Annotated in this window: 20 protein-coding genes; 7 read left to right on the forward strand and 13 right to left on the reverse strand. The window is 48.1% G+C overall.

From position 1 onward, the window contains the following. The first annotated feature begins 61 nt into the window (after positions 1-61). Positions 62-250, forward strand: coding sequence for a helix-turn-helix domain-containing protein (locus tag KUO20_RS00955; protein ID WP_235041069.1), 189 nt, complete (start codon positions 62-64; stop codon positions 248-250). A 129-nt stretch (positions 251-379) separates the two neighbouring features. Here the strand turns inward: KUO20_RS00955 and KUO20_RS00960 are convergent, their stop codons facing one another. Both KUO20_RS00960 and KUO20_RS00965 read right to left on the reverse strand, forming a co-directional pair. Then, positions 380-1,759, reverse strand: a complete 1,380-nt coding sequence (locus tag KUO20_RS00960) for a DEAD/DEAH box helicase (protein ID WP_235041070.1) — start codon at positions 1,757-1,759, stop codon at positions 380-382. Beyond that, positions 1,756-2,367 carry a hypothetical protein gene (locus KUO20_RS00965; RefSeq protein WP_235041071.1) on the reverse strand — a complete coding sequence of 204 codons (612 nt, stop codon included), beginning with the start codon at positions 2,365-2,367 and terminating at the stop codon, positions 1,756-1,758. The genes KUO20_RS00960 and KUO20_RS00965 overlap by 4 nt, the downstream gene beginning before the upstream one ends. 97 nt (positions 2,368-2,464) lie before the next feature. Between KUO20_RS00965 and KUO20_RS00970 the strand changes: the two genes are divergently transcribed. Then, positions 2,465-2,737: a helix-turn-helix domain-containing protein gene (locus tag KUO20_RS00970; RefSeq protein WP_235041072.1), complete on the forward strand. Its 273-nt coding sequence runs from the start codon at positions 2,465-2,467 to the stop codon at positions 2,735-2,737. 658 nt (positions 2,738-3,395) lie between these two features. Here the strand turns inward: KUO20_RS00970 and KUO20_RS00975 are convergent. The 6 genes from KUO20_RS00975 to KUO20_RS01000 all read right to left on the reverse strand — a co-directional run bounded on the left by KUO20_RS00975 (position 3,396) and on the right by KUO20_RS01000 (position 11,637). Beyond that, positions 3,396-4,832, reverse strand: a complete 1,437-nt coding sequence (locus tag KUO20_RS00975) for a hypothetical protein (protein ID WP_235041073.1) — start codon at positions 4,830-4,832, stop codon at positions 3,396-3,398. Continuing rightward, a complete protein-coding gene (locus tag KUO20_RS00980; protein WP_235041074.1) occupies positions 4,832-9,811 on the reverse strand; it encodes an AAA domain-containing protein in 4,980 nt (1,659 codons plus the stop codon). The genes KUO20_RS00975 and KUO20_RS00980 overlap by 1 nt, the downstream gene beginning before the upstream one ends. A 208-nt stretch (positions 9,812-10,019) precedes the next feature. Further along, on the reverse strand, positions 10,020-10,664 hold the full coding sequence (locus tag KUO20_RS00985) for a hypothetical protein (RefSeq protein WP_235041075.1): 645 nt from the start codon (positions 10,662-10,664) through the stop codon (positions 10,020-10,022). Positions 10,665-10,773: 109 nt separating this feature from the next. After that, positions 10,774-11,127: a DUF4113 domain-containing protein gene (locus KUO20_RS00990; protein ID WP_235041076.1), complete on the reverse strand. Its 354-nt coding sequence runs from the start codon at positions 11,125-11,127 to the stop codon at positions 10,774-10,776. Next, entirely contained in the window at positions 11,096-11,332 is a 237-nt protein-coding gene (locus tag KUO20_RS00995; protein ID WP_235041077.1) for a LexA family protein, read from the reverse strand. The genes KUO20_RS00990 and KUO20_RS00995 overlap by 32 nt, the downstream gene beginning before the upstream one ends. A 74-nt stretch (positions 11,333-11,406) precedes the next feature. Next, on the reverse strand, positions 11,407-11,637 hold the full coding sequence (locus KUO20_RS01000; RefSeq protein ID WP_235041078.1) for a hypothetical protein: 231 nt from the start codon (positions 11,635-11,637) through the stop codon (positions 11,407-11,409). A gap of 278 nt (positions 11,638-11,915) precedes the next feature. On the opposite strand from KUO20_RS01000, the gene KUO20_RS01005 reads away from it, so the two are divergent. The 5 genes from KUO20_RS01005 to KUO20_RS01025 are packed head-to-tail and all read left to right on the forward strand — an operon-like array spanning position 11,916 to position 19,433. Beyond that, complete coding sequence (locus KUO20_RS01005; protein ID WP_235041079.1) at positions 11,916-13,442, forward strand: type I restriction-modification system subunit M; 1,527 nt, start codon at positions 11,916-11,918, stop codon at positions 13,440-13,442. After that, positions 13,439-14,707 carry a restriction endonuclease subunit S gene (locus KUO20_RS01010; RefSeq protein WP_235041080.1) on the forward strand — a complete coding sequence of 423 codons (1,269 nt, stop codon included), beginning with the start codon at positions 13,439-13,441 and terminating at the stop codon, positions 14,705-14,707. The genes KUO20_RS01005 and KUO20_RS01010 overlap by 4 nt, the downstream gene beginning before the upstream one ends. Next, on the forward strand, positions 14,707-15,165 hold the full coding sequence (locus KUO20_RS01015; RefSeq protein WP_235041081.1) for a hypothetical protein: 459 nt from the start codon (positions 14,707-14,709) through the stop codon (positions 15,163-15,165). Before KUO20_RS01010 ends, KUO20_RS01015 begins: the two co-directional genes overlap by 1 nt. Next, positions 15,165-16,286: a DUF4268 domain-containing protein gene (locus KUO20_RS01020; RefSeq protein WP_235041082.1), complete on the forward strand. Its 1,122-nt coding sequence runs from the start codon at positions 15,165-15,167 to the stop codon at positions 16,284-16,286. The genes KUO20_RS01015 and KUO20_RS01020 overlap by 1 nt, the downstream gene beginning before the upstream one ends. 15 nt (positions 16,287-16,301) lie before the next feature. Then, the gene (locus KUO20_RS01025) at positions 16,302-19,433 is read left to right on the forward strand and encodes a type I restriction endonuclease subunit R (RefSeq protein WP_235041083.1); all 3,132 of its coding nucleotides are present in this window, start codon (positions 16,302-16,304) and stop codon (positions 19,431-19,433) included. A 448-nt stretch (positions 19,434-19,881) separates the two neighbouring features. Here KUO20_RS01025 and KUO20_RS01030 read toward each other — a convergent pair whose 3' ends face one another. The 5 genes from KUO20_RS01030 to KUO20_RS01050 all read right to left on the reverse strand — a co-directional run bounded on the left by KUO20_RS01030 (position 19,882) and on the right by KUO20_RS01050 (position 25,759). Beyond that, positions 19,882-20,358, reverse strand: coding sequence for a PepSY domain-containing protein (locus KUO20_RS01030; protein WP_235041084.1), 477 nt, complete (start codon positions 20,356-20,358; stop codon positions 19,882-19,884). A 189-nt stretch (positions 20,359-20,547) separates the two neighbouring features. Further along, positions 20,548-22,779, reverse strand: coding sequence for an AAA family ATPase (locus tag KUO20_RS01035; RefSeq protein ID WP_235041085.1), 2,232 nt, complete (start codon positions 22,777-22,779; stop codon positions 20,548-20,550). Next, positions 22,776-23,195: a hypothetical protein gene (locus KUO20_RS01040; RefSeq protein ID WP_235041086.1), complete on the reverse strand. Its 420-nt coding sequence runs from the start codon at positions 23,193-23,195 to the stop codon at positions 22,776-22,778. Before KUO20_RS01040 ends, KUO20_RS01035 begins: the two co-directional genes overlap by 4 nt. Positions 23,196-23,205: 10 nt before the next feature. Further along, positions 23,206-23,622 carry a hypothetical protein gene (locus KUO20_RS01045; RefSeq protein WP_235041087.1) on the reverse strand — a complete coding sequence of 139 codons (417 nt, stop codon included), beginning with the start codon at positions 23,620-23,622 and terminating at the stop codon, positions 23,206-23,208. Next, the gene (locus KUO20_RS01050; RefSeq protein ID WP_235041088.1) at positions 23,615-25,759 is read right to left on the reverse strand and encodes a hypothetical protein; all 2,145 of its coding nucleotides are present in this window, start codon (positions 25,757-25,759) and stop codon (positions 23,615-23,617) included. Before KUO20_RS01050 ends, KUO20_RS01045 begins: the two co-directional genes overlap by 8 nt.

Here is a 25,759-nt window from a genome sequence, read left to right on the forward strand (position 1 = left end):
TTAGAAGCTTGGCCGCTGAAATTGAATGCAACAACTGAGCATTCAGCTAAGGTTTTCCCTCATGTCATACGTCGAACTCAGCATTGACGAGCGTGTCAGCATCCAGTTAGGCCAAGCCCTTCGAATGAGCCAACGGCATATCACCCGACTCCTAGGGCGAGCCTCCTCGACGATTTTTCGTGAAATACGTCGCTATCAAAAGGTTCAGGATACCTACTTTGCACAGCATGCCCAACAGCAACGAGATTGACGGCGAGCCCTCATCTCCCCAAGCGTATACGCATGCCAGGCTCCGAGAGTTTTGAACTCATCGTTCATATGTTGTGACGACGGTTGTCTGGTATTTCAGCGCTATTTTTTAGGGAGTTACCAGGCAAAGTTATATCAGCGACAAGAGATACTGGCGGTAGTATTGAGAAAAGCTCAGCATCAGTAATGATGGCTCATTAACTTGCAGCTCGTTCTTTCCATTCAGCTCTGTTGCAGAAAGGGGATGATCTTTATTTTCTATTTCGCTCACGGTATTGCCATTTGCTTGCTCAGCATGTGATTTGGTCAGACGATCATGAAGCTTTTTTGCCTGCAGCATCGATTGATCATCTGGAAGATCATTCGCGATCCTTTGCGAGTATTTACGCAGAGTAGGTTCAGCGATCACATAGAGCCACGCCTCTCTATCTTCAGTGCCCATCTTTCTTAAGATGCGACCAAGAACCTGCCTGTAGTGAAGCTCGGTACGAATGCGACTGAGGTAACAGCAAACTGAAAGACGCTGTATATCTGTGCCTTCAGAAATCATGCTAACCGCTACAATCCAGCAGGTGTTGTCATGCCGAAACCGGTCGATTAGTTGCTGAGCCCGAGGTGTTTTACTGGTGACCACTACATAGCTTTGATGCTTAGCATTCAGTATTCCAGCAATTTGGTGGGCATGCTCAATATCCGTTGCCACCACTAGCCCCCCAGCTTGAGGGGTCTTATGTCGGGTTTCACTCAGCTGCTGAATACCTATATCCAGCACAGCATTGAGGATGTCGTCATGGCGCAACAGGTCTTCGTAGCTAACGGGTGACTCACTGAGTAGTTGAGAGAAGCATGAAAACCCTCGAACAGACTCAGTGTTTTCTTTTTCCTCGACGAGCCTGATTAAAGGGTTATCGATCAGCGTAATCCGTGGGGCTCTGCAAACGCCCTCGTTCACAGCACTTTGTAGGTCGTAACGATAGTCACAGATCAGTTGCCCTTCTGGATCAGAGTACCGTGCCAACGCGATAGGAAGGTCATCAGAACGCCAAGGGGTTCCAGACAAGCCGAGGGTATAAGTAGCTTGATCCTGGATATTCCGAATAATCTGCTGCCCCCATGTGTTACTAAGGAGAGGATCATGACCTGCGCAGTGATGAATTTCGTCGAAGATAGCTAATACGCGGAATTTTTTAAAAATATCCCAAAATTCTTCCTGTTGGTATTCCATGGACTGGTAAGTATAAGCGGCTCCTGCGGAGGCAATGACGTTTCCAAAACGCTGATCTAAAACAGCAGAAAACGTGCGCTGCATACCTGCAACCACTTCCCGCGTAGGGGCAAAGCAGATAACGAAGTCGATAAGCTGTTCTTCAAGCAACCCCTTGGCCAATTCGGCAGCAAGACGCGTTTTCCCGCTACCCGGGGTTGCCTGAACGAAATAATCACGGTGGCTCTGATAGTGTGCTTTGGCCTTGTCTAAACAGTCCGCTTGCCACTTCCGCAATACAATCATGAGCCACTGAGGCGGCTTATGGCCTTTTCTAAAGCACTGACATGGCCTAAAAGACGTGAGCTACGCTCGTGAGCACTGCGGTAGTCAATTGAAAGGCTATTATTAAGCTCTGGATGGTCCCTCATAAGCTGCTGGAAGGCCTCCACTTCCCCTAAAGATTCCAAAAACCGGCTTTGCGCCTCATTTAACTTTTTTTCCAATACCGTGTAGCTATCGGCAGGCGCCTTTACCGCTTGCCTGTTCTTTTCGCTATTTGACTGGCTTGCATCATTGGTCACTGGCTCATTCGGTGTTTGAGGATGAGTACGCTGTAGCCATGAGACAAAGTCATCTTCATCAGTATCAAGATCAGCTTCTATCAACATAGAGCTTACATGGTACTTCTGGCCGCGGCTCTTTATCTCACTGTCCTTCTCTACAAAGTGGGCCTTAATTAACTTTCTGACGCGCTCATAAATAAAGCGACGCAGTGGCGCTTTATGCACTGGGTTTACGTCGTATTGCTCAATGTACTGATCCCGAAGGCTTTGAACGCAGAATGTTACATTTTCTGGTTTCAGTAAGAGTTCAATGATTCGCCTATCTATGCTCGGGAGGTTACGGGACATGGGTATGGGCATCAAAGGAGTGAAAATACGGATTATAAGCCGTGGCTTGATAGGCCGCAACGCTCGATAGTCCTGCCTCATGACCAATGAGGCAGATATGGAAGAGCTGGCAGTCGCTATCGGAAAAAACATTAGGGAAAAGCGCCGAGCGAATGGCCTCTCTCAGGATCGCTTTGCATTAGTAGCAGGCATTGATCGTAGCTATATGGGGAAGATAGAGCGTGGTGAGGTGAGCATCACCTTAGAGAAGCTATACAGGATTGCAGAAGCTTTGCATTGCGAGCCGATATCCCTGCTCCCTAAGATGTCTTCCATTCGCCTACAAACCCCTCGTAAGACCAATAAGGGCGGACTTAACGAAGTACGATAGCCATTTCTGCTATGAGAAGAGGTGACTCGATGGCTGTGTGAGGTGGCGTTTTTGTGATAGGTCTGCATCGTCCATAACGATACCCAAGCAGACACAAAGCCACCTACTTCCGCTAGAACAGCGCAATTTTCGTATTGATTGTCGTTATTTAGCGTTGAGAGAAAAGCCTACTTTCTGCAGTGCTTCTTTAAAGTAATGTTCAGAATTCATCTTCATTAATTAATCGAAACACCATTCGCTTGGCATGGTTAAGATCACTCTTAGCAAGCACGTGCCAATCGTACGCTTCGCTTCCCGGCACCATTTCCTGCCCTACTGCACAGCGATCTCTCTCGTAGCGGAATCTTGTGCCAGCGGGTGATTGCCACTCGACAACATTGTCACCACTAAAGACAGTTTTGAGATCACTTATTTTTCTTATACCCATCGCCCAGCCAGCCACTTGAAATAATTTAGGCTGTAATAACCTATTTTCTTGAGCAACGCCAATGCCATTCGTATGCGGGTATCAAAATGCCGTTGTCGACTAACTGAATTTAGCCTGGCAGCCGAATAAGCCGCCAGCCAGGGAAATACATCGGCTATGGTGGTCAGCAACTATTTGCCGATACGCCGGGGGTGCTGCACTGAATGCAAAAGAAGCTCTATATCAAATTGATCAGCGACTTTTAGCTATTGACGAGATAGATCCACAATCGTTTGGCCTATCAAACGAAGAGCTGCCATCGACATAACCGTGTACAAGGCGACCTACTCTTTCTACAGTAGCTTTATTGGTAGAAATAAATCCTATTGGCATAGAAACTGGCAACGTTTCAGGCTGCGAGAAGTGATACACAACTACCACTAATTCGCCTTCGAGATGAATTATTTCAACACTGCCACCAAGCATGCCCTCAGATAGTCCGTTGATAGATTTTTCAAAGCTTCTGAACTCATGACACCAACTTTTAGCGGCACGGGTGTCATCAGGCCCGAATACGGGTACATATAGAGTTTGTTTGTACAGTTGCTTATCCTTGGTAGACGCCCTGTTGATGAATTCGCTAATCGCTTCTCTTACTCTGTCATTTTTGGCCCAAAAGGGATCGGACGGAGCAATCCATGTAAAGCGGGCATCACTGTGATCTGATTTCGTCTTGATACGCCTCGCCAGTAATGGTGCAAGAATACTTTGGAACTGTTCCCAGTTTGATTGAGTATATATCTGACCTACGAACGTTTTTCGATCCGCCTCATTGTATTCTTCCAGCTTTTGTAAATCATCTATGAAACGCGGGTTGGCGGAGTTCGTTTTAGGATCAAAGACCTTCAACGTGTCCTCATCCCCAATCTCATTCATCGCCTGCATAAGAGCCATCGTATTTGAGGGTCGCACTAGCTTTGATAAACTTACCGCGATAAGCCCATGCACGATTTCAGAGTCATTTAGTTGCTCAAAATTGTCTCTTTCTACCGATTTCCCATCTTTCCCAACTTTAAATTTTGTCGTGAGGCGAAGAGGTAAATCTCGTAATTTGTTTACTGCATTTACCGTATAGACATATGGCCTCTCCTTGGAATCTTGGCTTACAGCCTTGGGCAAAAAATCTTTCTCAAGTATCTGGGAAAATTGATGTTGGAAGTGCTTCTCAACCAGCTTTTCACTTTGGGAGATATGGTTCCGGTCGACCTCCAGTGAAATACCAGCTCTCCAGCCATCGTTCACATTTTGATTGCTAAAACAGCTAAAGCTGGCCAAATCAAAGGAGAGTGTCGCACCGCTGTCCAAAACAGCCGAAAGTTGAGGAGTTTCCCCTAAGTCTGTGAAGTAACCTTGTGAGAGTCCTGTCAGCATGAGTCGACCGGTATCTGAAAGTGCCAATTCTCCTCGCTGAACTAAATCTGATACAGCCTCTTCGGTCTCAAGCCGGCTAAGACCGAAGTAAGTGGCTATTTGGGATTTACTCATTGGAGCGATGTGAACCAGACGGAGAACGAACTCTCTAATAAATGGTAACCCTTTTTGAGTTACATAAGAAAACTGGATATTGAATCTTTGTGCCGGAAGAAGGAAATCGACTTCCTGATAAGTCATTTTGTTTTCTGAATCCATTAGTATTTACCACCCTGACGAGCAGACAAAAAGGTGTAACCAGCCGCGCTACCGCGCTCGTTCATAAAGCGCAAAACCTTACCAAGAGGCATATCTTTATTACTGCCTTTCCACATGTCTGCGTTACCAACAATTACTAATCGATCCATGGCGCGTGACATGGCCACGTTTATTCTGTTCGGCGCTCTCAGAAAACCTGGAGTTAGTCGTTTGTCAGAACGAGTAAGAGATAAAATAATTATCCGGTTCTCTTTCCCTTGATAGCTGTCCACTGTGTCTATCTTCACTAGGTCTTTAAAACCTTCATTCCACGCTTCCTGGTTGAATTTCATGCGCAGGATGTGCTTTTGCTCGGCATACATACAAATAACCCCAATCCCGGCTTCATTTTCACCGATGACGTCATCAAGCCCTTTCATAAATTCTACGTTTTCAGATAATTCTTTTAGGAGAGCGATGATTTCATCGGCCTCGCTTCTATTGTAAATACTGGTGCCGATACCTTGGGAATGGTGGGCTTTTTGGCCTAAATTTGCTGTATCAATCCAAGTAACGACGTTGCTTAATACAGCGGGCGCACTATCGTAGATATCAGGAATACTTCTATCGCCATTCTGCAATGTTCCTTTGTAGAATGTCTCTGAAACAAGATTACCTATGGGCGCGGCCATCCTATATTGAGTCAATAGTGCAGCGCTGGTCTGTTTGCCATACTTGGAATTAAATGCCCTCGCAAAATCGCTGCGCAGGGCTTCATCGAACTCGGTGTGTTTACTGCTTATCCCTAGCTTTCGTCCCAATGCTTGCTTATGAGCATCAGAGTAGAGCGGGGGTAGTTGTAGGTGATCACCAACCAACAGCACTCGCTTGGCGGATTGCATGGCGATAGCAAGTTCACTAGAGATCGAGCGCGCTGCTTCATCAATAATTACCCAATCGTAAATATTGTCATGAATGCCTATGTGCCCTTGACCAATACCAACACAGGTACCTGCCACTAATTGGCGGGAACGAGCAAAAAACTCGTCATAATTGACTCGCTCAGCAGACAAGGCGTTGTGCATATCTCGCGATACCTTGGACAAGGCTCGTACGCGGCGAGCTTCGTCAGGCCTTACTCCGTAATCGAAGCATAACTTAGACAACACTTTATCTTTGACATCAGAAATTCGTGCACCTTCTTGCAACTCAATACCAAACTTAGTGTTTAGCTCTTCACGAATTGAACTATCTAGTTCGACGGCAATTTTCTTTAGTTGTTTGATATCTTCATCATCAGTCACAACATCCACTCGATCTAAAAGCGTCTCCAGGTGGTCGACCTTACTGAACAGTTTCAGCTCCGCCATAACAACACTGGAAATGAATTCAGGCTGGAGCCCCAGAGCATCACTTAGTGCTTCAACCCTGTATTTCATCTCTGCATCAAATAGCTCTCTTTTTTCTGCAGTGATGGCGTGAGAATAGACATCTTTTAGACCTGTCGACACAGCGCCCTCGCGGTTACTGAATCGAACAACCTCTAAGTCCGTATTCAGTCGAGCGCAGTGTCGTCTGATTCGCTCCGCAGCAGTGTTAACCGCTTCGTGTGATTGACTTACCAGCAAAATCCGTTTGGTTTTCTGTTTTTCGACTAAGTAGTGAACAAAGGCTGCAATGAACTCCGTTTTTCCTGTTCCGGGAGGGCCCTGTAGCAATGATAAAGGACCGTTGTTGACCAATTTCGCAAACGCTTCTCGTTGCTGAGGATTGAGGCTAATTCTATTCCCGTGTTGATCTTCTCTATCATAGTGAGAAAATTCTTCATCTGTTGGCTCAACACCATACTGCGTAGCAGGCCTGTCGCATGAAGGATCGAACAAATCCACCAGTTCTGGCATAGCGCCTTCTCGGTCTAGTAGACGTTCCAGCGCTGCTTTCCTCTTGCGGTAAGAAGCCCTGTCCTGCCTTGTTCTGAAAAATACGATATCACTGTTCTTCAAGTGATACGCAGATCCCCGGGCTTTGAGGAGGCGCACTGAATTGAGCGTTGAGGATTTCAAGCAAACCTCTCCCAAGAACCTTTCACTGCCTTCTTCATCCACAAGTAACGCCTCTACTTCGTCAGAGGCAGTAAATGCACCCAAGGGATCAATTTCGGCAGAGTACGGAATAATGACCCCACCATCAGATTTCCCGATGGATGAAATTTCACCGTCGATTTCAACATTCGGAAGGGATTGTGTTTCTGTATCGAGAATCGCCTGCCAAAGCTTCGCAGTAGAAATAGCAATTTTAGGATTCTCAGGTTGCTCTCCAGCCTGCTTATGCAAGCGCTCGAAAGCTTCTTCCAGTTCAACCGTGAGCGCACCGCTCTCATTTTGCGGTTCGTCCTGTTCCTTATCATCCCCAGCCGTGGCCAACTCAACGGCTCGATGAAAAGCTTCGTTCTCGTCCAGTAGGGAGGACAGTGCCGATAAATTATGTGGCTTGCCCGGTATAACCTTGATAGCACACGACAATTCGAATTGGCTTTCTTCAGTATCCCACTTGCTAACCGATGATCGCTGTTTTGGTTTAAACCCAATTACAAGTGTGGTCTTGTCTTTGTTGTACATCGCAGAGAAGATCCCTCCAATCCCCGCGAAGGTGACTCTTACCTCGGATGAGTCTTTAGGATTTTTCTCAACTCGGCAGTAAAGACGACCATTATCAGGAAGTAACGTTACAGCTTCGTCTGCATTACCTGCGATGATCTCAATGGGCTCCTGTCCAGCTTCAGCTTCTGGGGTACTTAAGGCTTTATTAAAGCGCCCAAGGTCTTTGAATCCAAATTGGGGGTCTTCCAATTCTGCTCGAACTGCGTCAGCAATCGCAGAGAACTGGTCTGAATTTTCGCCCCAAGCTATTCCCAATAGCTCGCAGGACATTTTCATGACTGCGAAGTTATCGCGTTCAAATGACGTGCATCCATCGATATTGTCTGGACTGTATTGATGATTTTTAGGCTCATCATTAGAAGGCGTAAAATCAGGAATATCGATCAAGAAAAGCGACAAACTTTCCTTTTCAATAATAACGTTTTGGGGGTGTAGATCACCATGAGAGAGTCCGAGTCCATGCAGGTGCTCCAGTGCCGCGACTAACTTGGAGACCGTATCCAGGCGCAATTCCTCCTCAATTTGAGCTGCGCTCCATGTATCGCCATCAATCAGATCAGTTATTAAATACAGTGCCGAGGACTTAGAAGCGATGCCATAGTCTTGAATGGCAGGCAGATAAGTAGGTTTTACTGATTTGAGTTTATCCAACCGCTTCAGGAAGTTAAGCACCTGGAAATTAGAGATTGAGGAAGCACCTTGGCTACCGCAATCGAGCCATGCTTTAACCAATCGTCCATCAGATACGTAGACTTCCTTATCCGATGTTTCAACGATGAACTCACCATCTTCTCTGTACTGCCGCAAATGATTAATAGCGTGTCGGTATGATGCTAGTTCAGCATCATCAAACGTAGGTATCTCATCATCATTTGGCTCGGCTTTCATCAGAGCGTCAAAGAACTCTGATGCGCTTGAAAAATTCGCTGCAGTGGCGTCTAAAAGAACCTCAGAATACCATTCGTCACATGCGAGCATCTCATCCTGGATTGTTTTCATACTTTCTGGAGACATTCGACGCCCGTTGAGCAGATGCCAACACACCAAGCCCAAGGCATGCACATCCTGCTGATAAGGTGTTAAATCACTGTCATCCAGCATATCTTGTGCTTCAACTGCACCAACCGAAAGCGCCGTTCTATAGTCACCAACCGTCCCGGCTGGGCGATGATAGGCTGATATGAAATTAGATAGAGCAATCTCCTTAGACGGCGAGATCCAAAGGCTATGATCCGCAATATCTCTGTGTGCGACTTTCGCTTCATGCAAATCGGAAAATTTTGCAATTAAGAGTTTGGTGACGTTTAACCGGTCCTGATCAGAGAAGGTTGCCCCGTATTTACCAACAAACTCGTTAAATCGGATATGCCCAGGAGGTAACTCATAGACTTCGCAATACTCTGCCGTAATTTCGTCTTTTTGAAAACTGGTTAACGAACGCAAACAGTGATTGTACAAGTCACGGTTCTGATGATTGAGGTACTGGAGTATTGAACGTTCACGAGAAACAATATCGGCCCTACCACTAGGTGTGTACGCTTTTCCACCCTCAACTTTATTAAAATTCCATACTCGAAGTAGCGCTTCGGAATTTGAAGAAATTTCAGACTTTGCTAGGTATTCTCGATAGATATTTTTGGGGTGCGTGAAAATCTCATCTTTAGCTTCGTAACCGTCTATTCTCAACGCTTTCGGGGCTGTCTGTGGGCCTAGGAAAAGCTCGTCAAAAATACCAAAGTCCTTATTAAGGACTTTTTCATTTGGGTGGGGCCTGAAGTAGTTATTAAAGGTACCCTCATTGGCGAACTTCAAAAACTCTCGTAACGATATCGTGTGATGAAGCTGCTCCTCTGGCAATTGACTAAAATCAGCATCTCCTGTCATAACGACAAAGAAATAAACGCGAGGGACGTATCCTTTATTTGAAAACTTGTGAGCCAGACGCTTTAGCTTATTTTCTAGCGTGAATTTTTTGGAGCGCGTCACGCTCACCGGAGAGCGCTTCATGTTTTGGTCACCTTTGTACCAAATATCCCCTTTGGCTGTGACAGGCTGGTGATTCCAGTCTTTGAGCTCGACTATGATAACGTTACAATGCGTAACTATTACTAGGTCAAACTCACCTTCCTTCTTTGACTCTACAAATCGAAACCCCGCATAGCCTTTCCACGGGAACATTCCTTTTTTTCCCAAGCCAGCTCCCTGAAGTTGATCACGCAGAGAGCCTCCCTTAGATTGATTTCTGGCCACTTGAGTATTATCAGAAAAAGCAGCCTTTATTTTTTCAATAGCTGATACTTCTTGCTCTTGTAATCCGCCATCCCAAATTTCTACTTCCAATTTTTATACCCCATTATTCTTGGTAGGAAAATGTAACATGTACCTAATCTTCCATTTCATTCTGATCTGAGCAATGGCCATTAATGACCCTGCTACCGTTTTATATCTCAGGGGAACACCCGACTTGGCTGACAACTGCCAACATTTCGCGGTGCCCTTTGTGAAAAGAAGCAAAGTTCGTGCAGTGAGTTCCTGCTAAGGCAAGTCATCAGACATTAGCCTTCCCACACCCTACCTGCACAACAAGCTCATAAACCCTCTTCAGATTTTCCTCAATGCATAAATTGGGGCTTTTATTATTGAGGGATGGATGTGATGTTTTCATCCAGCGCCTTGCCTGCACTTCCCCCATTGCTTGAACCGCAGCTTCCCAAATATCTTCTCGACAAGGAGTATCGATAACTTCTCTCCCGACATCACTCGTGTGCTGCCATGCCTGAATATCGTCAGGTTCCGGGGCATTTGGGTCGCATTCATCTAGCAGTATATTGAGCCGAGCGGGTCTAATCGTTGAAGCGTCTAATGCGTCTTTCGAGTGTTGCAACAGTGCGTCTCGTAGCCAGGCATCCACTGCTTCACAGACCTGATCATTTTCTTGCGGAGGAACTACAGCGGAGATATTGCCACTTTGGCGGATGAAAAAATGCTCGGGGATGTGAAGCGCACGACCGCCACGGAGATAAACTACAATCTCACCGCTCATATCGGGCAGGTATGCATCACCGCTTTGTAAGCACTCTAGTGCTTGCCGAAACGTTTCTAATGGCTGAGGGAATCGATCACGTAGATCAAAAGCGCGGTAAGCAAATACGCTTTGTAAATGGTTGTCATTAGGCGGCTTGGCTGATGGCATCCTGAGCTCCAAATGCATTTCGCACTGCAATTTTCTAAACCACCTTAGCACCAGAATGCTAGATTTGCTCATCATTCTGAGCTTATTTCATTAGAATCTTTGTCGCTTATTACCTGACGTTAACGAGCTCGTCCCAACGAGTTGTATAACGCGGCGTGCGGTGCTCAGAGCGTAGCGACCAGGCGTTCCCTGCACGGGATTGGCCAAGCTGTATTGTGCCTCGGCCTAACTCTCTATTGAGTCGATCTACGGTGGCCATAAGCTGTTCGCTTCGTTTCGCCTGAGCTTCTGTTTGCGGTGTTTCCGTCAGTGTTAGTTGGCGGTTAGCTTTTGGAGAGAGGTCTAACAGCATCACTCCTACTTTGTGATAGGCGTAGCCCTTACGCCATAGCTGCCGTAGCCCTTGAACGGCAGCGTGAATCAAGTCGCGGCTATCGTCCGTAGGTCGTTCGCGGGATACCATCGCCCAGCATGGAGTCACCTTCAGCGCGCATGAAAAATGTTGCCGCTGGGCGCTTTACCACATGGCGGTGAAGATCGATTTCCACATCTAAATGATCATCAGCAGGGCTTGGAAAACCGGCACGCACAGCACTGGCGAACATAGGCAGCGGCTGCGGCACTGGACATAGGGCGGCGTTGCCCATCAAAGAAGCGGTTGTCATCATAAGGCAAATCTCCATAGCTGTATGCATAATCAGTATAGAGAGGCGCAAAAACGGCACAAGCCCTAGGTCGTTCTTTACTGCTCGCTGTCTGAGTCTTCTCCCAATTCCTTCAAGGTAGGCGTCGCGAGCTCATCTGCGTGGGCGGTGTCGGGCGTGAGGCCTTTCACTAGTAGCGTTTCCCGCTCATCCCCGCCAACTGGTTCAAACGGCTGGACATACTTGCCTATGGAGCCTTTGAGCTTATTAAGCGGTTCATCAATGCCAGTTCCATAAAAGCTATTTGTCTGCCGATCTTTTTTCGCCATCATTTGCTCCTAAGTGAATATGACAATTTCAAGCCCTCAATTGGCACCAAGTCTGTCATAGTCAGTTAAAACCAGAGCATGAAACGCTTTAAAAACGAGAGTTACACGTTGATAGTGAGTGATCTCACTAACTCAAGCGTAATAACACGACAATCATGGCGGTGCTGCGAGACAGACCGCTGTGATAAGGTTTAGTGAATATTCTGATCTTATGTCATCTCACACCATGAATGGCTATAAACATCAGTAACTGCCCTAGATAGATGGAGTGAAACACCTTGGCTGAACGTATTGAAAAGACCCTGTTTGCCGCTGCCGATAAGATGCGCGGCGCGATGGATGCAGGCGAATATAAGCATGTGGCTCTTGGCCTATTGTTTTTGCGTTACGTTTCGGCTGCCTTTGAGGCTAAGCGTTTGGAGTTCGCCAAGGACGAATACATCGACCTAGAAGATCCTGAAGAATACGCTGCAGAGAATATCTTCTGGGTACCTGAAAAAGCCCGTTGGGACATGCTCGCTGCTAATGCCAAGTCTAACGATATCGGCGTGCAGGTTGATGACGCCATGCGAGAAATCGAAAAAGCTAACTCTTCGTTACAAGACGCGCTACCAAAGGTCTTTGGTCGCGCCAATTTAGACCGAGCGATTGTCACCGGCCTAATTGAGATGTTCACCAATCTGGAACTGCATGGTACCAAGTCTGACTTCGATCTGATCGGGCGTATTTATGAATACTTCATCAGCGAATTTGCCAGCTCAGAGGGCAAGCGTGGCGGTGAGTTCTACACCCCTAAAACCATTGTTTCGATCATGGTCGAGATGATGGAGCCAACATCAGGCCGCGTTTATGACCCTTGTTGCGGGACTGGCGGTTTCTTTGTGCAATCCGAAAAGTTCATCACGGCCCATCAAGGCGAAGTTGATGACATCGCCATTTACGGGCAGGAACGTAACCACACCACCTTTCGCCTAGCCCGTATGAACCTAGCCATACGTGGGATTTTCGGTGACCTTCGTTGGAACCAGGAAGGCACGCTCACCCGCGACGCGTTTGCCGATGAACGTTTTGACTTCATCCTGGCGAATCCTCCCTTCAACATTTCTGATTGGAACGGCGAGGCCCTACGTGAAGATCACCGCTGGCGTTTTGGCACGCCTCCGGCTGGCAACGCGAACTTTGCCTGGATGGCCCATATACATCACCACCTAAGCGCCAATGGTATTGGAGGCGTAGTGATGGCCAATGGCTCTATGTCATCGATGCAGTCAGGGGAAGGCGATATCCGCAAAGCCATGGTTGAACAGGACGCGGTAGATTGCATGGTAGCTCTACCGGGGCAATTGTTCTTCGGTACGCAGATACCTGCCTGCTTGTGGTTTCTGGCTAAAGATAAATCCAACGGCAAAGCGGCTGGCGGTAAATTGCGCGACCGGCGAGGCGAGGTGCTATTCATCGACGCCCGAAAGATGGGCTCATTGATCTCAGGAAGTCGCAAGCAGAAGGAATTATCGGACGAAGAGATCGCTAAAATCGCCAACACCTACCACGCATGGAGAGGTGAAGAAGCCGCAGGTGAATATGCAGACGAAGCTGGGTTCTGCGCTTCAGTAGAGGTCGAGGAGATTGCCAAGCATAACTTCATATTGACGCCAGGCCGCTATGTGGGCGCGGGTGCGATCGAGGAAGATGAAGAGCCTTTCGAGAAGAAATTCGCTCGCTTGCGACGGGAGTTGCAAGAACAGTTCGAAGAGAGCCGACGACTGGAGATCGAAATTGAGACGCGGTTGGGGGGCTTGGTTTGAAAACACTGGATGAGGTGTGCGTTGCGATTGTCGATTGTGAGCACAAAACCGCTCCGAAGGTGGAGAGTGGCTATCCATCTATTCGAACAACTGACATAAAGAACGGGCGAATTGACTTCGAAAACGCCAATCGTGTCTCTGAAGAAACTTATAACAAGTGGACTAAACGCAGATGCCCTATGCCAGGTGACCTCATCTTGGCACGTGAAGCACCTGTTGGTGAAGTAGGTTTGATTCCTGATGGCGCTTTTCCAGTTCTGGGTCAGCGAACAGTTTTGTTATCACCGAATTGTGCGCTGGTGGTGCCGCGTTATTTGCATTACCTCTTGCTTGCACCTCATCTTCAACACGAAATTAAAGTTCGTTCTTCGGGTTCGACAGTTCACCACCTTAATATGAAAGATATTCGGGCCCTTAAACTCCCTGCTTTGCCCACCCTGCCCGAGCAACGCGAGATCGCAGCAGTGCTGGGAGCGCTCGACGACAAGATTGAGCTGAACCGCAAGATGGCTACAACTTTGGAGGCGATGGTACGAGCAATTTACCGATCGTGGTTCGTGGATTTTGACCCTGTCCATGCCCGCACCCACGGTCTAAAGCCCGCTCATATGGACGATCTTACCCGTGCTCTCTTCCCCACCCGTTTCGGAGATGATGGGCTTCCTGAGGGATGGAAGATGGGTGTGCTTTCGGATATAGCGCTAAATCCACGAACAGGTGTCAAACCTGATCAGATTGATCCGAATACACCATACATAGGCCTTGAGCATATGCCCCGAAAATCCATCGCAATTTCCAATTGGGGGACTGCAGAGCAAATCGGAAGTCAAAAATCTGCAATAAGCACGGGTGATTTCCTTTTCGGAAAGCTGCGCCCTTATTTTCACAAAGTCGGTGTCTCGCCCGTCGACGGTATCTGTTCGACTGATATTATAGTTGTCCGCCCAAAATCACAGGCTTGGGGTGCAATGGTCCTATCAATTATTTCGTCAGGAGATTTTGTCGAATATACAAATTTAAGCTCATCTGGAACGCGAATGCCGCGTACAAACTGGAAAGATATGGGGAGTTATGAGGTCGTCTTGCCGTCGGAACCTATTGTGCAAGTGTTTGAAGATGTAACCAGCATTATGCGTGAAAAAATCATACGAACAATATATGAAAACCAAACTCTAGCGACACTTCGCGACACTCTACTGCCTCGTCTTATGTCCGGTGAACTACGCGTTGGCGAAGCCCGTGAGATGGCAGAGGATGTCGTGTAATGTCGTTAGATCCTTACCAAGTATCTACCCCTTATCTTTTCACAGAGCCATGTGAGGATGTCGATTACTTTGAATCAATCACAGCATTTGCCGAAAAGCGGTTAGAGGCTTTGGCTAAGCGAGTTATCTACGGCATGCAAAGAATGCCTGCTTCAGGCATCTTTGAGGACACCGCGAAACCTTTGAAATCGGTCTGGGATGAGTGGTGTTGGTATCAAGCGAAGTATGACAACGATTGTGGCAGCCTGTCTTCAGCCTTTGAGTTAACCCTAGAAGGTATAATTAGCGGTACTGTAAGTGAGCTACCCAACGAAGAAGCTGTGCTCATCAGCTGCGCCGTGTGTGAGGATCAGCAAAATATGCCTGCAAGAAGCGATGATGAAATCTGCAACGCAGTTCGGGATGTGGTGATTGAAGCCGCAGGTAGACGTTCTCTTGCACGCTTTGAGGGCTGGTAATGTTTCGTGTTGATCGTACTCAAAACCGTTTATCTCGCCTTGCCAAGAAGCGATTTGCTGATTTGAACCTGCGCGAGCGCGACCATCTGCAGGAATGGCTGGCTAACCAACCGGATGCCTTAGGTGAAGAGTTACTTATCATCCAGAAGGAGTTCGATGGCTTTGACGAAACTCGCGAGCGGCTCGATCTCTTGGCACTCGATAAGGACGGCAACCTTGTTGTAATCGAGAACAAGCTCGATGATTCGGGTCGTGATGTCACTTGGCAAGCGCTGAAATATACAGCCTATGTGTCGGGCCTGACCAATATGCAGATTGTTGATATCTACCAGCAATACCTTGACCGCTATTGCGGTGGTGGAAATGCGGCAGTACGTATCTGTGAGTTTATGGAAGTCGAAGAGTTGGAAGAGACCGTTCTCAACCCCGGCAATGACCAGAGGATGATTTTTATCGCTGCTAATTTTCGGCGAGAAGTCACCGCAACGGTGCTTTGGCTGCTTGGGCGAGGCATTCGTACGCAATGCTTCAAAGTGACGCCCTTTACATTCGGTGAAGAGCTGATGGTCGACATCCAGCAAATTATCCCGACGCCTGAAGCGGCGGATTTTATGATTGGAATGTCGAGTAAAGAAAACGAGGAAAAGGCAGTTCAGAACACTCAGAAAAAGCGCCATGGGTTGCGGCTTGCTTTCTGGGAGCAGGCTCTGGAAAAGCTTCGCGAAGATGGTGTCGACCTTTACCGCAACATCAGCCCGACCAAGGATCATTGGTTAAGTGCTGGGTCAGGCATGCGCTCTTGCCCATATCAATTGATCTTCTCCCGTGATGAAGCCCGTGTCGAGATTAGCCTCCAGCGTTCTGATGCAGATGAAAACAAGTGGGTCTTTGACCAACTGATCGCTCAGAAAGAGCAGATTGAGTCAGCCTTCGGAGCTGAACTTGATTGGCGACGCATGGATGATAAAAAGGCCAGCCGCGTGGTTTTCGCCCAACCCTTTGATGGTTTCAATCGCGATGTCTGGCCCGATATGATCACGTGGTTATCTACCCATATTCAACAATTGGAGGCGGCATTCAGCGAACCACTCGCACGTTTTAACCGCCAGATCCGGACATAAGATGAGGAGGCGCTGATGGCTTTTGCATCGGAAGATGACCTGGAGCAGTGGACACTTGTAGCATTGCAAGCGTTAGGCTTTACCTATATGCATGGCTCGGAATTATCACCTGAGGCAGATAACCCCGCACGTGAGAGTTTCCGCGAAGTGTTTCTGCTGGAACGCATGCGTGCTGCTATTTCGCGCTTGAACCCAGAGCTTCCGAGTGTGGCTATCGAGACGGTTACCAATCGCGTGCGCGACCGAGAATTTTCCGATGATTTGATACAGGAAAACCGACGGCTGCATGAGCTGTTAGTTTACGGAGTACCCGTTTCATGGAACGAAAACGGTGATGAGCGGGATGCAATTGCGCGATTGATCGATTGGGAAAACGGCGATAACGACTGGCTAGTAACCAACCAGTTTGAGGTGGTGGGACAGACGGCACGGCGACCAGATGTAATTATCTTCCTGAATGGAATGCCCCTAGTCGTGGTTGAGCTGAAGGGTACAGAAACCGGCACCCTAAAAGGGGCTTATAATCAAATCCAGACCTACAAATCACAGCTGCCAGAGTTATTTCGAACCAACGCTTTTAACGTGATTTCCGAAGGTGTCACCGCCCGTTATGGCACATTGAGTGCCAACCTTGATCGATTTATGCGGTGGCGAACAGTTGATGGCGAGACATTGGTACCTGATGGCAGCGACTTAGCATTGGAAACGATGATTCATGGATTACTAAACCCGCAAACCATTCTCGACCTGATGCGTTATTGCACCGTCTTTGAAGATGAGGGGGCAGGTCCAATCAAGAAAGCTGCCGGCTATCACCAGTTCCATGCAGTCCGTAAAGGTGTTGATGCAGTTCTATCGGCCCGGGGGCGAGATGGGCGCGGCGGGGTGATGTGGCACACGCAAGGTTCAGGCAAGTCATTGCTGATGGCTTTTTTGGCTGGGCGCTTAATGCGGCATCCAGATATGCAAAACCCCACGCTTCTGGTTTTGACTGACCGTAATGACCTAGATAATCAGTTGTTCGCTACCTTCTCGCGCTGTGCGGCGCTATTCGGTGAAGCTCCTGAGCAGGCTGAGGATATTCCTGACCTGCGATCCAAGCTGAACGGTCGTAAGGTGGGCGGCGTTATCTTCGCCACCATTCAGAAATTTCGCCCCGGTAAAGGTGAAGTGGAACTGCCCCAGTTGACTGACCGCTCCAATGTTGTGGTCTTCGCCGATGAGGCCCACCGCTCGCAATATGGGCTTGAGGCCAAGCTGAATGCTAACACTGGTGAAACAAAATACGGCCATGCACATCACTTACGCAGTGCTTTACCAAGTGCCGTGCATGTAGGCTTTACCGGCACCCCTATCTCGCTAGTAGGCGCTGATACGCAAGGGGTCTTTGGCGAATATATCGACGTCTACGATATCGCACAGGCGGTCGAGGACGGCGCTACCGTACCGATCTATTATGAGGGTCGCGTCGCCAAGATCGATTTGGACGACGACGCGGGTGAGCTACTCGACGCCGAATACGAAGAGATACTCGACGAGGCTGAAGATGCCGGAGCTGAGATTGACGAAGATGCACGTAATGCCATGTCGAAGAAGTGGAGCCGTGTAGAGGTACTAGTAGGAGCGGCACCCAGGCTAGACAAGGTGGTTGAGGATATTCTGAAGCATTTTGAAGCTCGGCTGGAGGCCATGGATGGCGGAAAGGCGATGATTGTCTGTATGTCGCGCCGAATTTGTGTGGAGGTTTACAACCGGATCGTTGCTGCTCAACCAGAGTGGCATGCCGAGGAGGACGCTGAGGGCGCTGTCAAAGTAGTTATGACCGGTGCGGCGCAAGATCCTGAAGAGTTTCAACCGCATGTTCGTTCCAAAGCTCGATTGGAGGCCTTGCGTACCCGTTATCGTAATGCGGCCGACCCATTCAAGCTGGTGATAGTGCGCGATATGTGGCTAACAGGGTTTGATGCTCCATGTATGCACACTCTCTACGTAGATAAACCCATGAAGGGGCATGGATTGATGCAGGCTATCACTCGTATCAACCGTGTTTTCGGTGCAAAGCCTTCGGGACTGGTCGTGGACTACATAGGTCTCGCGGCTGATTTGAAAGCTGCGCTGAACCACTACTCCAATGCTGACCGGCAACAAACAGGAGTGGATCAAAGCGAGGCTGTACATGCACTGATGACGCAGCTCGACATTATGCGTTCGATGTTCCATGACGTGGATTATATGTCGGCAGTGAATGGATCACCCAAAGATAGAATACGCGTGCTACCAGTGGCTATCGAACATGCACTGACCTTGCCAGTAGACGGAAAACCACCTGCAGACCGGCAAGACTCGAAAAAACGATTTATGACAGCGGTTGCTGGCTTGGTGAAGGCGTTCCGCATTGCATCAGGCACACCAGAGGCTGCCGAGGTAAAAGACGAGGTAGGGTTCTTTACAGCGGTGCAATCAGCTATCCGTAAGATGGATGCCGGCTCCCGCTCAGCACGTAACTTAGATGAGGCAGAGTTGGCGATTTCGCAGCTCCTTAATCGTGCTGTTGCCTCGACTGAGGTCGTCGACATACTTGAAGCTGCGGGAATTGATCGTCCGGATATCGGTGTATTGAGCGAAGAGTTCCTGCTGGGACTACAGAACAATAAGCACAAGAACCTAGCAGTTGAAGCACTGAAAAAGCTTTTGAACGGCGAGATAAAGACTCGCACACGAACCAATACCACCCAAAAAGAGGCATTCTCTAAGCGCCTTGAGCAGGCCATGACTCGCTACCATAACCGCAGTGTGGATGCGCTTCATGTAATCCAGGAGATGATCGACATGGCCCGAGAGCTGCAGCAGCAGCCCGAAGATGGCTTGTCAGGGGAAGAGGTCGCCTTCTACGACGCGTTGGCCACCAACGAAAGCGCACGCGAACTCATGGGGAACGAAGAGCTGCGCGTCATCGCGACCGAATTGGTCAACACCGTTCGTCGGAATGCCTCCGTAGATTGGTGGCGTAAGGAGAACGTGCGCAAGAAGATGCGAGTCAATATTCGCCGTATCCTGCGCAAATACGGCTTCCCACCTGATCTACAGGCAGATGCGATTAAAAAGGTGGTTCAGCAGGCTGAAGTGCTGGCACGTGAGGTTGGGTGATGTTCAGGCTTGCTTAGTTTGGCAAATAAGATAGAGGAGGCCTAAAGGCGTTTTTTTTCTTACGGTTTAAAACAAAAATCTGCTGATAATCTTCATTGCTCAGCGAATGATACCATTCACGCTGCCTACGCAGGTAATCAGCATATTTTTCTGGATCTGAACGGATACGCTCTAAGCGAGTGTATTCATACTCGCGTTTTTGTTGAAGATATCGCTCCCTAAGTTCGGGATCTGCCTTCTGTTTTGATCGCCAAGTTTGAAGTGCTAGTCGATGATGTGCACGCAATAATTCAGAATTTTCTTCATTAATGTTCGAGAGTTTAGCTAAAGAAGGTCTGATTGATTGCCGATATCAACAGGTTGCTGAATGCTACCCTATCATTGCTGAAGCAAAGAGTTTAAAGCGGGCCATGTTGACCCGCCTTTCTTAGTAACTCGTTATCGTTAATTAATCTCGGTCAATTTCAGTAATCTGTGACGAACCCTGCTGCACCTTTATATCCAGCTCATGACCATTCTGGTCTCGCCCATCAATGTCGATCATGCCGGTTTTGCTGATTTCAATTTCTTCAAATTCGATCATGCCTTCTTGGCTGGCGTTATTGATTGCCTGACGAATATCGTCTTCGCTCATGCCCCAGGGACCAGTAATCAGGCGTTTCCGTTCTTCTTTTAAGGGGTCGCCATTATCTAATGAGAACTCAACATCGGCAAACCACTCACCATCCAGCCAGCCTTCAACTTCTGCACGGTTACTGCTTTTAATTTCAATCTCTTCATAATGTGTGAACCCGTACTCTCTGGTGTAGGCTAGAATCTCATCAATACTATCTAGCGGTTGGTAATCTGCGTGTACGTTGCCTGTCGCAGCGGTAAGCAGTAGGGCAGAAGCAGGGATCAACAGCATTTTTTTCATGGTGTTCATATCAAATTCCTTCTTTAAGGTCCGTCAGACATTGCGACAGGGTATTTGTACCATGATGCTTCTTACCTAAAGCTGACAAAGCTGTTCATCTACCGTTCATGTTGCCTTTAGCATGCTAGCATCATGAAAAAGACGACTAGAAGTTTAACCCTCTGAGCGCGATTGGCAGCGCCCTTAGCCTGGATCGCTTCATCGAGTTTGAGAAAACTTTGCCAACTTCCTTTCAATATCCACTTGTCTCCAGCTGGCCGAGTTGCCTGCTTTAACGGCCTCCTGCAGGCAGTCGAGGTCAGCTACCATTACAAGGCGATCGGTTGGGCGCGTAGAGGCCGTGTATATCAACGACGCATCAAGCATCTGCTGAGCTTCTCGTGTGAACACTGAGAACACGGTGTGCCACTGAGTGCCTTGTGCTTTATGAACGGTTATGGCGTAACCTAGATCCAATACTTCCAGCAGTGTTTGATTGATACCTTTCATTTCGCCATTAATTTCGGCGACGCCGTACCAGCCCTCAGAGCTTATAGAGGGGTACACTTCGGTAATAACGCCAAGATCACCATTGCGAACATCTAGATCGTCGTCGTAAATGTTTGCTTTCACAAGTATTGGGTCACCCTGCTTCAAGCTTTGACTATAGAGCGTGAACCAGGGTATCCAACCTTTCGCGGGGTCTAGGTAATGCAGTTCACCACGTGTCTCCCCCTGTACGCGCTGGAAGTGATCGTTAAGTGCAGTCACTCCCCAATTACCTGAGTGGCGAGGGGACAAGATGATGCGATCACTCAGTTTGCCTGCATCACACCAGAACCGCGTCAGCCGATCCAAGGAAGGCGGTGACAAGATGCAGCAGTCCGACGAAGTAGAGAAAGTTTCTGCTCCCATCTTCGATACTATGGTTTCACCTTTTCTCACCGCAGTCGCAAAACGATGTATCTGACTCTGCTCTGACTGTCGCTTCACCTGAGTCAATTCAAAGAATGGGATCACCGAGTTATAGAGCGAGTGGAAAACTAAGCCACCCCCAACCGGGGGCAGCTGGGCACTATCCCCAATTAGAATGATGCGACTTGCTTCAGGTAATAGGCCAACTAGGCGATACATAGACAGCAGATCAACCATCGACGCCTCATCAATGATGATCACCACATGATCAGGCAATGATGGTTTGCTTTTCCCCTGGTGATCAGAGATCAATTTGGCAATCGTTTGAGCAGGCCTACCAATGCTTTGCGCCATGTGCCGGGCAGCCCGGCCAGATAAGGCTAATGGCAGGCAGAGCTCTCTATCAGCAAGAACTTCATACAGACCAATGATAGCCTTCAAAATCGTCGTTTTACCGGTTCCTGCTCCACCAGAGATACCCACAACGGGAGCTGAGAATGCTCCTATTACGGCTTGGCGCTGTTCTTCTGAAAGAGTGAAGGGCAATTGATGCTCAAGGCAGGCTAGAGCGTTATGCAGTGTCAATTTATCAACCTGCCTTTCCCAGGCCGCGTGCAAGGAACCCTGTCCCGCAGGGCGGCTCAAAGCTGCTACCAATTTTCGGGCTACTTCAGCTTCCATGAATGCTGTGCCCCACGTTTGATAACCATCCGGAGCACGCACGAGCAGGCCTTGGTTAACCGCTGCTACTCCCGGATCAATGTCACTCGGTGAGCGTATGAGTTTATTTACAGATTGACGCAATACTTGCTCGGAGACCACCGTCGAACCGCTACTGCTTGTTCGCTTGACCACAACATGCATCGCCGCACCTGCAGCAAGCATTTCATCGGACAGGTTCAGCTTGAGTTGGTCGATGACAGTTAATACTTGGCTATATGAAACATTTAGACCGATCAATAGAAAAGGATTATCAGTCAATCGTTTAATGGCATCATCGCCAAATAAATTAGTCAGCTTAAAGCCTAGAGAAGGGCTCAGATTCAAAGCATCCAGCCAGTCCATGGTCTGATACAAACATTCCGATGGCCATTGCTCAATGAGTCGGTGGACTAGCGTGGCATTCATGCCAGGCACCTCACACAGTTTGTCGACTTCAGCATTCCTAACCCATTTCTCCAGGTTGCGTTGGCGCACTAATCGGTTAGCAATAACCTCCCCTATGCCCTCAACTCGAATCCTGATCCAACGGCTCAATGTGTGCTTGGAAGGCCTAACCAATGAGGCATGAGTTGCTTCCAGCACATCTTCATAAATGAGGAAGCCACTCACCATAAATTGATTAATTACCTGCGGGCCTGTGACCTTCCACAACGACCCAGTAGGAATTTCACCATAATGATGGGGAAAACGAACAATCAACGACCGATGACGTTTTTTGATTGAGCCATCAGAGTTGATGACGTGGACGTAGCAATATCCACCTTTGCGTTGTTTGGCGACCTGAACGAGGCTATAAAGCCTTGCACTGGTCATGGTTTTACCTCAAACCCGACCATGCCTTCGTGAATTGCTTCCTCCAATGCACGGTAGCGAGATAATTGTTTTCTAAGCGCTTTATTTTCTGACTCTAGCTCGGTAACGCGAGCAATTAGCTTGTCACTGTCTGAGAAAACTACTTGCGCTTGGATTTCCGCATTAGATCTAGTCTTATCAGCGGGCTCTGTGCCAAACCATTCCCGATCACAGCATTCTAGGAGCGCTTTAACTCCTTTATTTTGTACACATACGCTTCGCGAGAAGCCACATTCACGTGCCACTTCAGTTCGCTTAACACGACCGGCATAAGAGTACTCATGAGCTTTCCCCGTTGCTTCAATACAAGCCTTCCAGGCTTGTGCTCGTTGCAAATACTCATCCCCCATCTGTTTGCCGTTTTTGCCTAAAGTCACGCAATACTCGCTAGTTGATGTTGTCTGGCAGTGGGTTAGTCAATAACTCCTGTAATTTCTTGGTATCCATGCCAGGGAATAGATAGGCATTGCGCTGCAAGCGCAGAATAGCATGTTGGAGGTTGTTCACTTTCTGAGTTTGGTGTTCCAATTCAGACTGCAGTTTTTCATTTTTCCTTCGAAGTATTTCAATCGTTGAGTCGGTGCTCTTTTCGGCAGGGGGTTGCTCTCTGAGTCGAGCTTTCACCTTGTGGTAAACCTCCACAATTTCATCGTGTTTGTAGAGCGAGCGCTTGGCTATCCGGTCTACTTTTAAGCGCTTTGCGAGCTTGCTGGCATATAGATCCCAAGTTAATTTTCCTTGCCAACTGTGCAGTAAACCAAGAGCCAGGGGCAACGTCTGCTCGGTAATGATTTTTTTAGGCACCTTCCACCATCCCCAGCAGTTTATTGATCTCTTGTGTGACACTGTCTTGTGATTTTTCTGGCACCTCAAACCCTTTGGCCATGAGGTTTACCTTCAGAGGGCTGGGATCGAAGTGTTCATCGACCCCAAGCACCGTGCCATCAGCGATTGTTGGATCTTCCATTTGCCGCACCAAGGATTCAGCAATGGCATAACGGATCACGTTGTACGTCATCCACTGATCTACTCCCAATTGGTCTCGCTCCTTCTGCCAAGCTTCAAGAGCATCAAACTCTGCTTTGTGGTGAGAGGCAGCTTCTCTAAGTCTTTCAAGGCAGCCTGGTGCCCCCTTGATATATTTTTTTTCAGAACAGGTTAGGCAATCCCCACCTTTCATACATGGGGGTTCGGAAATGGAGTGTGTGCAGCCTCCAAACTCACCGATTTGGATAGGCTGAGGCACCCCATGCACTCCGAGCGCTCGACCTAGTAATTCATGGCGATAGATAGGAGTACCGACAACTAGCCGCTTATGGAGCGGAAGGTTATCGCTTGATATTCCAATGAGCTGTCGATATTGAGCTGCTTTTTGTTCCGGCGTGTTAAAGTCATAAGCATCGTTTTGAAGGATATCTTGTCGGCCGGCCAGCATTCGCAGTCTGTGCTCTGACAATCCTTTAAATGCTAATGCTCGCCCACGGGTGCCGTGCCAGCGGCGGAAGTCATGGGAGACCAGTTGGATCGGAGACCCATCATCCATCGTCAGCCCCAATCGATCAAAAAGACTGAACATCGTTTTCTCGCCCTTTTCCCACTTTCCACTTAGTTGATTACATAGTTGCGTTGTCGTTATCAAGCAGTAACTGTTGGGATAAACGCTCTTGAAAGAATTATCGTGAAACTGGTTCCATTGATGAAGAATGAGCGACTCCCAAACCTTAACGCGTCCGCTGTTGGAGGTATGTGGCCAGTGAGGCAGTTTATTTTTAAATTTTTGGTAGTCAGCCTGTGCGATGTCCTGATAAGTAGGGTTTCCGTCTTTAAAACATGGAAGATGCCAGCCAGAGTATGTTCGCGATGCGCGAATATTTGGCCAAAATTGCCTCCCCGTACGGTCTAAATTTGCCGTTCGACACATAGCGTGAGCCGTTTCCATGTCGTTAAGCACTCTATCCTGCGGGTAATTCTTTGAAGTAATGCAAAGCTCGTGAATTGGGTAAACTGTGCCATGCGTGTCGTAAGCCAGCTTGGCAGCTTTTCGAGCCGGTTCTGACAACCGCAACAAGCGCTTGAATGCTTGCACCACCATATCCATCAGCCGGGATTCCTGTGTTTCATTGCCGTTGGAGCTGGGCAGTCGAGGAACCCACTTAACGTTTGCACCGAACCCCTTTTCGGAGAACCAGCGTAGACCGACTCGCCTCTTTGTGCGGCCATATCTATCGGTGTAGTGCTCATCAATTAGCGAGTCCTCTCTTAAGTCTACAAGTTCACCCCCTCGACTAGAGGCAAAAGCAAGCAACAGCGCCAAGCTCGACCAATATTGATCCTTATCTGTTTTAGCTAATTCAAAAGCAACAAGCACCGTTGCCAGCTTGCGGTCATCAGGAGTTTTGTCTTTACGCCAGGCAATCGCGGAGGGGGTCATGGATGAGCTTCTGTTATCACTCTTCCATGGCGATTGCCAATGGGGTAATGCAGGGTGAATTCCTTGCTTCCGCAATTCTGTGTATAGACTCATCAGTTCGAGCCCTATGTAATGGGTACTTCTTCTTCTTTTGGAGCCATACCAAGCAACGAGCTTCTCAAAAACTAGTTCCTGCACACTTCCGTCTACTTTGAGAATATCGGGTACACTGTGAAGCTCTTTCAATGCCGCATACACAAATCGCAACGCTAACAGCAAACTTTTTATTGGTACTCTTTCTTTATTGTATTGGTTATGGCGCACATAGGCTTTAGCGAACTCAAGAAACGGTTCCTGCATAGGCACAAAAGGTTTTCTGCCATGAGTCCTCAATTCGCAGAACGCTATGGTTATAGGGGATCTCAGGGTTGTAGTGACCCAGGTATTAGCATCCCAGCCATCTTCGCCGCCATAAATGCTTAGCTTGCGCGCACTTTCGATGTAGGTTTTAAGAATACCTCTCGATGACAT

The sequence above is a fragment of the Vreelandella profundi genome (genome assembly GCF_019722725.1).
GTDB lineage: Bacteria > Pseudomonadota > Gammaproteobacteria > Pseudomonadales > Halomonadaceae > Vreelandella > Vreelandella profundi.